The sequence below is a fragment of the Nocardioides caeni genome, assembly GCF_004912195.1.
GTDB lineage: Bacteria > Actinomycetota > Actinomycetes > Propionibacteriales > Nocardioidaceae > Nocardioides > Nocardioides caeni.
Genome location: NZ_STGW01000014.1, coordinates 14087 through 25716, shown reverse-complemented (window position 1 = coordinate 25716; position 11630 = coordinate 14087). Strand labels below are relative to the sequence as shown.

Genomic DNA, 11630 nt, shown 5'->3' with positions numbered 1-11630 from the left:
CGATCCAGGTCGCGGCGGGCGTCGTGGTGGTGTCTCAGTGGCTCGGTCAGCGGATCAGCGCTGGCCGTAGACGTTCTGGTAGCGGTCATGGAGGGCGTCGATGCTCGGCTGCGCGATCGGGATCGGCTGCCCGAGCTGGCGGGACAGGTGCACCGAACGGGCGACGTCCTCGCACATCACGGCCGCCTTGACGGCCGACTTCGCGTTGGGGCCGACGGTGAAGACGCCGTGGTTCTGCATGAGGACGGCGGGCGAGCGGCTCTCGCGCAGGGTCTCGACGATCCCGCGTCCGATCGAGTCGTCGCCGATGATCGCGAACGGTCCGACCGGGATCTCGCCCCCGAACTCGTCGGCGCACATGGTGGTGACGCACGGGATCGCCTCACCGCGGGCGGCCCACGCGACGGCGTACGGCGAGTGCGTGTGGACCACGCCGCCGACCTGCGGCAGGTGCCGGTAGACGTAGGCCTGCGCCTCGGTGTCCGACGACGGCGCGTGCTCGCCCTCGACGACCTTGCCGTCGAGGTCGCAGACGACCATGTTCTCGGGGGTCAGGTCGTCGTAGGAGACGCCGCTGGGCTTGATGACGAGCAGGTCGTGGCCGGGGACGCGCGCGGACACGTTGCCCGCGGTCCACACGACGAGGCCGTACTTCGGCAGCTCGGCGTGCAGCGTCGCGACCTCGCGGCGGACCTGGCGGATCGTCTGGTCGACGTCGGTGACGACGCTCATCGTGCGCTCTCCTTGCCGGCCACGGCCTCGCGCCGGATCGCCTTGAGGCGCCGCATGGCGGTGACGCCGCGGCCGAAGTGGTCGTGCAGCTCTCGATATTCCGCGAACAGCCGGTCGTAGGCCTGGGCGCGCGTCTCGTCGGGGACATAGACGGCCTTGCGGACCTTGCCCATCGCCTTCGCGGCGGTCGGTACGTCGGGGTAGGAGCCGGCCGCGACGGCGGCATGGATCGCCGAGCCCAGCGCCGGGCCCTGGTCGGAGTCGATGACCGACAGCGGAAGGCGGGTGACGTCGGAGTAGATCTGCATGAGCAGCGCGTTCTTCTGCAGACCACCGGCGACGACGAACTCCTCCACCGGCACACCGCTGTCGCGGAAGGTCTCGACGATCACGCGGGTGCCGAACGCGGTCGCCTCGAGCAGGGCGCGGTAGACGTCCTCCGGCTTCGTGGCGAGGGTCAGGCCGACCACGAGACCCGAGAGCTCGTGGTCGACGAGGACCGACCGGTTGCCGCTGTGCCAGTCGAGTGCGACCAGGCCGTGCTCGCCGATCGCCTGCTGCGCGGCCAGGCGGGTGAGGTGCTCGTGGACCGACTCCCCCGCGGCGGCGGCACTCTCGGCGTACGACGCCGGGACGGCGTTGTCGACGAACCACCCGAAGATGTCGCCCACACCGCTCTGGCCGGCCTCGTAGCCCCAGCGGCCCGCGATGATGCCGCCGTCGACGACGCCACACATGCCGGGGACCTCGCGGAGCACGTCGGCGCTCATCACGTGGCACGTCGACGTGCCCATGATCGCGACCATCTGGCCGGGATCGACGGCCTGCGCGGCCGGGGCGGTGACGTGTGCGTCGACGTTGCCGACCGCGACGGCGATGCCCTCGGGCAGGCCGGTCCAGGCGGCCGCCTCGGCGGTCAGCCGGCCGGCGGTCGCGCCGAGCTCGCAGATCGGGTGCTCGACCTTGTCGGCGACGAAGCCGCCGAAGCCGGGCGCGAGGGCCTCGAGGAAGTCGGTCGACGGATAGGCGCCGTCCTGCAGGATGCCCTTGTAGCCGGCGGAGCAGGCGTTGCGGACGTAGGCCCCACACAGCTCCCAGACGATCCAGTCGGCGGCCTCGACCCACCGCTCCATCCGGTCGTAGACCTCGCGGTCCTCCTCGAACATCTGGAGGCCCTTGGCGAACTCCCACTCCGAGGAGATCAGGCCGCCGTAGCGCGGCAGCCAGGCCTCGCCACGCTCCTCGGCCAACCGGTTGATCCGGTCGGCGTGCGGCTGCGCGGCGTGGTGCTTCCAGAGCTTGACGTAGGCGTGCGGACGGCCGGCCAGGTCGGGCACCTCGCACAGCGGGGTGCCGTCGGCCAGGGTCGGCACCATGGTGCAGGCGGTGAAGTCGGTCGCGATGCCGACCACGTCGGCCGGGTCGATGCCGGCGGCCGAGACCGCCGCAGGGACGGCGATCCGGAGCACCTGGCGGTAGTCCTCGGGCACCTGCAGCGCCCACTCCGGCCGCAACGCCTCACCCGTGCCGGGCAGCGTCGCGTCGACGACGGCGTGCTCGTAGGCGTGCACGGCGGAGCCGAGCTCGGCCCCGTCGGACACCCGGACCACGACGGCGCGGCCCGAGAGGGTGCCGTAGTCGACGCCGATCGTGTAGTGCTCCTGGCCCGCGCTCATCAGGCTCGCGCTCCTTCTCGTTGGTCTCGTGCTCGGGGGGATGCGGTGCTGGCCCGGACGACCAGCTCCGGCTCGATGAGCCGCTCGGGTGCGGCCTCGTCGGTCAGTGCGGACCGCAGGATCTGGATCGCGCGCCGGCCGACGGCGTCGAAGTCCTGGCGGACCGTGGTCAGTGGCGGGATGAGGTACGTCGCCTCGGGGATGTCGTCGAAGCCGACCACGCTGAGGTCGTCGGGGACCGACCGACCGGCCTCGCTCAGCGAGCGCAGCAGGCCCAGGGCGGTCTGGTCGTTGGCGCAGAAGACCGCGGTGACGTCGTCGCGCTCGGCGATCAGGCGTCCGGCCTCGTAGCCGCTCCGGGCCGACCAGTCACCCTCGACGTGCAGCAGCGGCGGCAGTCCGGCGGCATACATGGCGTTGCGGTAGCCCGCGAGCCGGGCGCGGGCCTCGGTCCAGGCCGAGGGGCCGGAGACGTGGAGGATCCGCTCGTGGCCGAGCTCGATGAGATGACGGGTCGCGATCTCGGCGCCGGCGAGCTGGTCGACGCCGACGGTCCACTCCGTCTTGGCCTGGTCTCCCTCGACGACGACGACGGGGACGCCGCGACCCGCGTGGGCCCGCGCCGCGTCGACGGCGTCGTCGTTGGCGGCGATGAGGACGATGCCCTCGACGTGCTGGTCACGCAGGTGGTCGATCGCGTCGACGTACTCGTTGCGGGTGAGCAGCTGCACGTTGACCGAGCTGACGAAGTAGCCCGCGTCGCGACCGGCGGCCTGGATCGCGCGATGCACGGTGCTCGGACCCCAGAAGCCGCTGCGCGAGCCGATCACGCCGATCGTCCCGGACCGTCGGGTCACCAGGCTGCGCGCGGCCGTGTTGGGCCGGTAGCCCAGCTGGTCGATCGCCCGCAGCACCCGCTCCCGGGTCTCCGGGCGGAGGTTGGTCTGGCCGTTGACCACCCGCGAGACGGTCTGGTGGGAGACCCCGGCGAGCCGGGCCACGTCCGCCATCACGGGGATGCGGCGAGGCGCCTCACTCATCTCGGGGCCCCGCGGGAAGTCCATGGGGTGAGGTCATGTCTGCCGCCGGGTCATCAGGCGCTGGATGACGACGAACACCAGCAGCAGCACGCCGATGGCGATGCGGGTCCACCACGAGGTGAGGGTGCCGTCGAAGATGATGAAGGTCTGGATGACGCCGAGGACGAGGACACCGACGAGCGCGCCGACCACGTAGCCCCGACCGCCGGTCAGCAGGATGCCGCCGATGACCGCCGCCGCGATGGCGTCGAGCTCCATCCCGACTGCGTGCAGGCTGTTGCCCGACGGGGTGTTGAGGGCGAAGAGCAGTCCGCCGAGACCCGCGCAGAACCCGCTGACGGCATAGACGCCGACCTTGACCACGCCCACCCGCAGGCCCATCAGCATGGCCGACGACTCGTTGCCGCCGATGGCGTAGACGGTGCGGCCGAAGCGGGTGAAGGCGAGGACGTAGGCCGCCACGGCGACCGCGATCAGGGCGACGACGACCGACCAGCGGATCCAGTAGGTCGACCAGAGCGTGATCGGCTCGTAGGCCCACTTCATGAAGGTCTCGTTGGCGATCGGGATCGACTCGATGCTGATGAGGTAGGCGACGCCGCGAGCCAGGAAGAGGCCCGCCAGGGTGGCGATGAAGGGCTGGATGTCGAAGTAGTGGATCAGCAGACCCATCACGGTGCCGAGGAGTGTGGCGATCAGCAGGACGGTCACGATCGCGACCGGCAGCGACCAGCCCTTCTCCAGCGTCTTGGCCAGGATCATGGTCGACATCGCGACCACGGAGCCCACCGACAGGTCGATGCCACCGGTGAGGATGACGAAGGTCATCCCGACCGCGAGCACGATCAGGTGAGCGTTGTTGATCATCAGGCTGAGGAAGACCTGCGGGTCGCCGAAGTTCTCGTAGCGCACGCTGCCGGCGCCGAACATGCCGGCGAACAGGGCGATCGTGACGATCAGCGGCAGGAAGCGCGGCGGCGGGGAGTAGGTGCGGACCTTGTCCCACAGCGACGTGGTGCCGAGGGTGGCGGTGGCGGCGCTCATCGGGGTCCCCTCAAGGTTGTGAGCCGGCGGAGCGAAGCGGGGGAGGCGAAGAACCTTGTGGGGTGGTTCATGAGTGGGCTCCCTTCGGGACGGGGCGGCGTCGGACCCGCAGGGCGGCACGCGCCCGGGGCGACTGGAGGAGGCACACCGCGACGACCACGACCGCCTTGAACAGGTAGTTGGCCTCGGACGGGATGCCGACGTTGGGGATGGTGCGGGCCAGCGTGGTGATGAACAGCGCACCGACAAGGGTGCCGGCCAACGAGAACCGGCCGCCGGTGAGGGCGGTGCCGCCGATGACGACGGCGAGGATCGCGTCGAGCTCGATCCAGAGGCCCAGGCTGTTGGCGTTCACGGAGTTCGTGTTGGCGGCGATGATCAGGCCCGCCAGCCCGGCGCAGAAGGCGCCGAACACATAGACCGTCCAGATGATCGTGCGCGCGCGCACGCCGGCCAGCCGGCTGGCCTCGGGGTTGATGCCGACGGCCTCGATGAGCATGCCCAGCGCCGTACGACGGGTGAGGACCGCCGCGACGACGACCATGCCGACCGCGATCAGCGAGGCGACCGGGAGTCCGAGCACGAAGCCGGTGGCCAGGTCGCTGAAGGTGTCGTTGTGGACCGTGGTGATCTGGCCGTCGGTCACCAGCATGGCGAGGCCACGGCCGGCCACCATCAGCACGAGTGTCGCGAGGATCGGCTGGATCCCCAGCACGGCGACGAGGAATCCGTTCCACAGGCCGAGGAGGACGCAGACCGCGAGGGCCCAGGTGCACGCCATGATCGCGGCCGTGACGGCGCCCTCGTCGGCCGCGCCGACGAGCCGGGTGCAGGCGACGGCGCCGGCGATGGCGGCGATCGCGCCGACCGAGAGGTCGATGCCACGGGTGGCGATGATCAGCGTCATGCCGAGCGCGACCAGCAGGACCGGTGCGCTGTTGCGGGCGATGTCGATGATGTTGCCGTAGAGGTGGCCGTCCTGGATCCGGACGTTGAGGAAGAAGGAGGTCTCGCCGCGCCCGGCGAAGTCGAAGGCCAGCGCCAGCGTGTTGATGACGACGAGCAGCAACAGGGCCACGACGGGCCACAGCAGCGGGCTCGCCAGGATCCTCGCCCCGGGGCCGGGACGTGCGGCACGCTCGGCGGCGGGCGGGGTCAGGGTGTCAGTCACGGGAGGTCTCCTCCTCGGTGCGGGAGCCGGCGGCGTCGCCCTGGCCGGCGATGATCTCGAGGACGTCGCTGACCGTGACGTCGTGGTTGCGGCGCTCGTCGATCTTGCGGCGGTCGCGCATCACGACCAGGCGGTCGCTGAGGCGCAGCACCTCTTCGAGCTCGGCGGAGATGAAGACGACGGACATGCCCTTGCCGGCGAGCTCTGCGACCTTGGCCTGGATCTGCGCCTTGGCGCCGATGTCGATGCCGCGGGTGGGCTCGTCGAGGATCAGCAGCTCGGGCTCGGTGATCAGCCAGCGGGCGAGCAGCACCTTCTGCTGGTTGCCACCGGAGAGATTGCGCATGAGCGCGTTCGGGTCGGCGGGCCGGATGTCGAGGGCCTCGATGTAGTCCGCGACGAGCCGGTTGCGGGTGGCCTGCGGGATCGGGCGGAGCCAGCCACGGGAGGCCTGCAGCGCCAGCAGCATGTTGTCGGCGACGGTGAGGTCGGCGATCACGCCCTCGGCCTTGCGGTCCTCGCTCGAGAAGGCGACCTTGCGGTCGATCGCGTGGCGCGGGCTGCGCAGTCGGCGGCGAGCCGAGCGGATCTCGAGCGTGCCGTTGTCGGCGGTGTCGGCGCCGAAGAGCAGGCGCGCCAGCTCGGTGCGGCCGGAGCCGAGGAGCCCGGCCACGCCGACGACCTCACCGTCATAGAGGCAGAGGTCGGTGGCCTCGAGGGAGCCCTTGCGGCTCAACCCCACGGCCTTGAGGACGGGCTCGGTGGTGGTGACCTGGTGGGTGGCGGCGCGGTCGAGGCGCTCGAGGGCCTCGAGCTCGCGACCGATCATCAGCTGCACCAGCTGGAGCTGGGTGGTGTCGGCGACCATGCGCTCCTCGACCAGGCGGCCGTTGCGCAGGATGGTCATCCGGTCGGCGATCTCGTAGATCTGGTCGAGGAAGTGGGACACGAAGACGATGGCGACGCCGTCGGCACGCAGGCGGCGCATCACCTCGAACAGCTTCTCGACCTCGTCGGCGTCGAGACTGGAGGTCGGCTCGTCGAGGATCACGACCCGCGCCTCGACGTCGACCGCGCGGGCGATCGCGACGAGCTGCTGGATCGCGATCGGGTGGTCGCCCAGCATCGAGCGGGGGTCGATGTCGAGGCCGAGCCGCTCGAGGGTGGCGGCGGCCCGGCGGTTCATCGCGCGGACGTTGATGCCGCCGAGGAAGCGGGGCTCGCGGCCGAGCAGCATGTTCTCGGCGACGGTGAGGTTCGGGACCAGGTTGACCTCCTGGTAGACCGTGCTGATGCCCGCGGCCTGGGCGGCGGCCGGGGTGGAGAACTGGTGCTCCTCACCGCCGACGACGATCGTGCCGGAGTCGATCGTGTAGACGCCGGTGAGCGCCTTGATCAGCGTCGACTTGCCAGCGCCGTTCTCGCCCATCAGGGCGTGCACCTCGCCGGGAAGGAGCCGCAGCGAGACGCCGTCGAGCGCCCGCACGTTGCCGAAGGTGATGGAGATGTCGCGCATCTCGATCACCGGCTCGGGGGTCTGCGCCGCCGGAACGCCGCCAGCGTTCTGCGTCGTCGTTGTCACCGGTCGCTCCTCGTGCGTCGTCGTCATCGTTCTTCTCTCCGGTCGATCTCTCAGGAGCCGTGCTCCGCGGGTCTCCCCGGTCCCGGCGGGTCCGTCACGGTGGTGACGGACCCGCCGGAAGGGTGGGCGCGCGCAGCCTCGGAGGGCGGCGCGGGCCGGGCCTGCTCAGTACTTGCGGTCGGCGAGCACCTCGGTGGCCTGCTCCTGGGTGAAGGTGGTCTCCTCGGTGACGACCCGCTCCGGGACCTCCTCGCCGGCGACGACCTTCTTCGCCAGCTCCATCAACTGGTCACCGAGGAGCGGGTTGCACTCGACGATGAAGTTGATCTTGCCCTCGGAGAGGGCGGTCATCCCGTCCTTGACGGCGTCGACCGTGATGATCTTGATGTCCTTGCCCGGCTCGAGACCCGCGGCCTCGATCGCCTCGATCGCGCCCAGGCCCATGTCGTCGTTGTGGGCGAAGACCACGTCGATGCTCTTGTCGGCGTTGAGGAAGGACTCCATGACCTGCTTGCCGCCGTCCCGGGTGAAGTCACCCGTCTGCGACGCGCTGACCGAGATCGACGAGTCGGCCTCGATGGCGGAGGCGAAGCCCTCGGCCCGGTCGATGGCCGGCGCGGCGCCGGTCGTGCCCTCGAGCTGGACGACGTTGATGTCGCCGTCACCGTCGACGTCGGAGTCGGCGGCGTTCTCGACCAGCCATTCGCCGGCCTTCTCGCCCTCGAGGACGAAGTCGGAGCCGAGGAAGGTCTCGTAGAGCGAGGTGTCCTCGCTGTCCACGGCGCGGTCGGTCAGGATGACGGGGATGTTGGCGGCCTTGGCCTCCTGCAGGACGGCGTCCCAGCCGGTCTCGACGACAGGGCTGAACGCGATGACGTCGACCTTCTGCTGGATGTAGGACCGGATCGCCTGGATCTGGTTCTCCTGCTTCTGCTGGGCGTCGGAGAACTTGAGCTCGATGCCCGCGGCCTCGGCCGAGGCCTTGATCGAGTCGGTGTTGGCGGTGCGCCAACCACTCTCGGCGCCGACCTGGGCGAAGCCCATGACGATCTCGCCGTCCTTGCCGCTCGAGCCGTCGTCGCTGCCACACGCGGAGAACGCTGCTGCACACATGAGGACCGCGCTTGCGGCGGTCACGGTCTTCTTCACCACTGGGTATTCCTCCACAGTCCGTCGGGCTTGTCCGCCCTGTGACCGGTGTCACTGAGGACGAGTGTGAGCGCTAACATTCGGTGCCGTCAAGGGGTTCAGGACCACGAATCCCAACAAATGTGAGCGTTCACCCTGAATCTGGCTGGATCCGGCCGGGATCCGGGGTGGCGCCCCGGCGAAAGGCCGCCACCGTGACCACGCTGCTGCGATCCGAACGCACCCGCCGCGGCCTCCGCGCCGCCGACCTCGCCCAGGAGATCGGCGTCCACCCGATGTCCATCCTGCGCTGGGAACGACGCGAACGGCTCCCCGGACCCGCCCACATCCACGCCCTCGCGCGAGTGCTCGAGCTCGATCCGTCCCACGTCGCCCGCTTCTTCGACGACGCTCGGTCCCCCGCCGCTGCGCCGGCCTCCTCGGACGGGCACCGGGGCCAGGCGCTGCGGGACCTGCGCTGGCGTTGCTCGGTGTCCGTCGCCTCGATCGCCGGCCGGGTCGGTGTGCCGGCCTCGACCGTCTACAACTGGGAGGCCGGCCGCGCCCGGATCCCGGCGGAGCGGATCCCCGCGCTCGCCGATGCCCTGGACCTCTCCCCCGACCTGCTCGTCGGCCACCTCGCCGTCCCCGCACCCGTGCGCGACCGACCCAGCCCACCGATGAGCCCACTGCGCCGCCTGCGCCACCGAGCGCGGCTCAGCCAGACGCGGGCTGCCGCGGTCGCGGGAGTGGATCGTCATGCCCTCGGCGGCTGGGAGCGCGGAGCCGGCGTGCCGCCGCTCGCCGCGATCCGCCGCCTCGCCGCCGCCTACGGCGCGCCCGTCGCCCACGTCGCACGAGCCGCTGGGGTCGAGCCGCCGCAGCTGCTCGACCGCGCCCGGTGGCGTCCAGGGGACCTCCCGGGCGTGGTCCGGGCCCTGCGCGAGTGGGCGGGTCTCTCCCAGTCGGAGCTCGCCGGCCGATGCCACTGCAGCACGGCCGCCGTCCGGACCTGGGAGTCCGCGCGCGTCGTACCGAGTGGGCGGATGGTCACGCGGCTCGAGCGCGCCTTCGGGCTGCCCGCCGGCGCGCTCGCCGCAGCGCTCTGACCCGGATCCGGGGAGCGTCCGGCCCGACGGGCGGGAGACGAAAACCCCCACCAGTGCGGGCGATCAGGCCAGGGACGAGAAGAGCCACGCCATCCGGTTGACGTAGGTCTCACCGGGTCGAAGGACGGCGGAGGGCCAGTCGGGATCCATCGTCCCGTCTGCAGATCCACGGTTCGGGGCGTCGGGGGCGAGCTGCGGCTCAAGGCAGAGGCCATCGCCCTGCCGGAGCATCCGGCCGGCATGGTCGGTCGCGGTGCCGGCGAGGAAGTTGCCGGTGTAGACCTGCAGGCCGGGCTGGTTCGACCAGAGCTCCATCCGGGTCCGGGTGATCGGCCCGTCGAGGACCGCGACGGTCCGCCAGCCGGTGCCGTCGAGGACGAGGTTGTGGTCGATGCCGCGGGAGTCACGCACCTGTGGGTGGTCCGCGCGTACGACGTCGCCGAGCCGGGTGGGGGCGCGCAGGTCGAAGGGCGTGCCCTCGACGCGCGCGTGGCCACCGGTGGGGATCGACTCCTCGTCGACCGGTGTGTAGCGGGAGGCATCCACGCGCAGCCGGTGATCGTCGATGGTGCCGGCGCCGTGGAGGTTGAAGTAGGCGTGGCTGGTCAGGTTCACGATCGTGGGCGCCGTGGTGGTGGCGGCGATGTCGAGGTGGACGATGTCGCCCTCGACCCGGTAGGTCGCCCGCACCGTCAGCTGGCCCGGGTAGCCCGCATCGCCGTCCGGGCTGACCAGCTCGAGGGCGAGCTCGTCGGCCGTGTGCTCGACGACGTCCCAGGTGCGGGTGTGGAAGCCGTCGGGACCGCCGTGCAGGTGGTGGCCACGGTCGTTGACGGGCAGCTCGTGCTGCGCGCCGTCGAGGACGAAGCGCCCGTGGGCGATGCGGTTGGCATAGCGACCCACGATGCTGCCGACGTAGTCGGTGCCGGACCGCACGGCGTCGCCGTCGGCGAGACCGAGGACCAGGTCGCGGCGCACGCCGTCGCCGCAGGTCACCAGGAGTCTCTGCACGGTCGCGCCGACCGGGAGCACGTGCAGCTCGGGGCCGGGCGCACGGCCGATGACGATCGCGCCGAGGGGGGTCTGATTCACGATGTTAACGTTAACATCACGTTCGCCTCAGCCGGCCGGAGCGGGCCCGGTCGATGAGCGGACCAGCAGGACCGGCTCGGCGAGCTCGACGGTGGGCCGCTCCTCGCCACTGAGCGCCCGGACGGTCAGCTCGACCGCCCGACGGCCCAGGTCCAGGAAGTCCTGCGCGACCGTCGTCAGCGACGGGAAGTAGAAGTCCGACTCAGGGATGTCGTCGAAGCCGACCACGCTCACGTCGCCCGGCACGTCCCGGCCGGCCTCGTGCAACGCCTTGAGCACGCCGAGCGCCATCGCGTCGTTGGCGACGAACACTGCCGTGACCGACAGATCCTGCGCGATGCGGCGGCCCGCGTCGTAGCCGCTGCTCGCCGACCAGTCGCCCGGCACCTCGGGGCCGGGCAGCAGGCCACGCGCCTCGTGGGCCCGGCGCCAGCCCTCGCACCGCTGAGCGGCCTCGGTCCAGTCCGTGGGCCCACTGACATGCGCGACCGAGCGGTGTCCGGCGTCGAGCAGGTGATCGGTCGCCAGACGAGCGCCCGCGACCTGGTCGATGCCGGCGGCCATGGCCTCCCCGGGCTCCACACCCTGGGCCAGCACCACGGGGATCGGCAACGACAGCGACCGCACCAGGTGGTGGGCGTCGCGATGGGCCACCGCGACGACGATCGCCTCGACCGCCTGGTCCAGGAGCCGGTCCACGGCGTTGCGCAGCGCCTCCTCGGACAGCTGCAGGACGCCGACCACGGACACGTCGTAGCCCGCCTCCCGGCCGGCCTCCTGCACCGCACCGGCGATCATGCTCGGGCCGTGGAGCGCCAGGTGGGCCGACACCATGCCGATGCGTCCCGACCGGTTCGTCGCCAGCAGCCGTGCGGCGGCATTGCGCCGGTAGCCGAGCTCGACGATCGCGGCATGCACGCGCTCACGGGTGTCCTCGCGGACGAGCGGTGAGTCGTTGAGGACCCGCGACACCGTCTGGTGGGAGACACCGGCCAGCGCCGCGACGTCCGCCATGCTCGGCGAACGACGCCTGCCGTTCCCGCTCCCGCTCCCGCC

At 71.2% G+C, this 11630-nt stretch carries 10 protein-coding genes; 1 reads left to right on the top strand and 9 read right to left on the bottom strand.

Annotated features, from left to right (window positions below; all coding sequences use genetic code 11):
• Positions 1-54: 54 nt before the first annotated feature.
• The 7 genes from E9934_RS16275 to E9934_RS16245 all read right to left on the bottom strand — a co-directional run bounded on the left by E9934_RS16275 (position 55) and on the right by E9934_RS16245 (position 8397).
• Complete coding sequence (locus E9934_RS16275) at positions 55-732, bottom strand: L-ribulose-5-phosphate 4-epimerase (protein WP_136563958.1); 678 nt, start codon at positions 730-732, stop codon at positions 55-57.
• A complete protein-coding gene (gene araB / locus E9934_RS16270) occupies positions 729-2408 on the bottom strand; it encodes a ribulokinase (protein ID WP_136563957.1) in 1680 nt (559 codons plus the stop codon). The genes E9934_RS16275 and araB overlap by 4 nt, the downstream gene beginning before the upstream one ends.
• Entirely contained in the window at positions 2408-3472 is a 1065-nt protein-coding gene (locus E9934_RS16265) for a LacI family DNA-binding transcriptional regulator (RefSeq protein WP_202977358.1), read from the bottom strand. Before E9934_RS16265 ends, araB begins: the two co-directional genes overlap by 1 nt.
• A gap of 9 nt (positions 3473-3481) precedes the next feature.
• Positions 3482-4492, bottom strand: a complete 1011-nt coding sequence (gene yjfF, locus E9934_RS16260; protein WP_136563956.1) for a galactofuranose ABC transporter, permease protein YjfF — start codon at positions 4490-4492, stop codon at positions 3482-3484.
• A gap of 67 nt (positions 4493-4559) precedes the next feature.
• Positions 4560-5663 carry an ABC transporter permease gene (locus E9934_RS16255; protein ID WP_238695013.1) on the bottom strand — a complete coding sequence of 368 codons (1104 nt, stop codon included), beginning with the start codon at positions 5661-5663 and terminating at the stop codon, positions 4560-4562.
• Positions 5656-7272: a sugar ABC transporter ATP-binding protein gene (locus E9934_RS16250; RefSeq protein WP_136563955.1), complete on the bottom strand. Its 1617-nt coding sequence runs from the start codon at positions 7270-7272 to the stop codon at positions 5656-5658. Before E9934_RS16250 ends, E9934_RS16255 begins: the two co-directional genes overlap by 8 nt.
• 138 nt (positions 7273-7410) lie before the next feature.
• Positions 7411-8397, bottom strand: coding sequence for an ABC transporter substrate-binding protein (locus E9934_RS16245; RefSeq protein WP_136563954.1), 987 nt, complete (start codon positions 8395-8397; stop codon positions 7411-7413).
• Positions 8398-8588: 191 nt separating this feature from the next.
• Here E9934_RS16245 and E9934_RS16240 point away from each other — a divergent pair, with 191 nt between their 5' ends.
• The gene (locus E9934_RS16240) at positions 8589-9482 is read left to right on the top strand and encodes a helix-turn-helix domain-containing protein (RefSeq protein ID WP_158295036.1); all 894 of its coding nucleotides are present in this window, start codon (positions 8589-8591) and stop codon (positions 9480-9482) included.
• Between the two features lie 63 nt (positions 9483-9545).
• Here E9934_RS16240 and E9934_RS16235 read toward each other — a convergent pair whose 3' ends face one another.
• Together E9934_RS16235 and E9934_RS16230 are read right to left on the bottom strand one after the other, a co-directional pair.
• Positions 9546-10574, bottom strand: a complete 1029-nt coding sequence (locus tag E9934_RS16235; protein ID WP_158295035.1) for an aldose epimerase family protein — start codon at positions 10572-10574, stop codon at positions 9546-9548.
• Positions 10575-10601: 27 nt separating this feature from the next.
• Positions 10602-11588, bottom strand: a complete 987-nt coding sequence (locus E9934_RS16230) for a LacI family DNA-binding transcriptional regulator (RefSeq protein WP_202977357.1) — start codon at positions 11586-11588, stop codon at positions 10602-10604.
• Positions 11589-11630 lie beyond the last annotated feature (42 nt).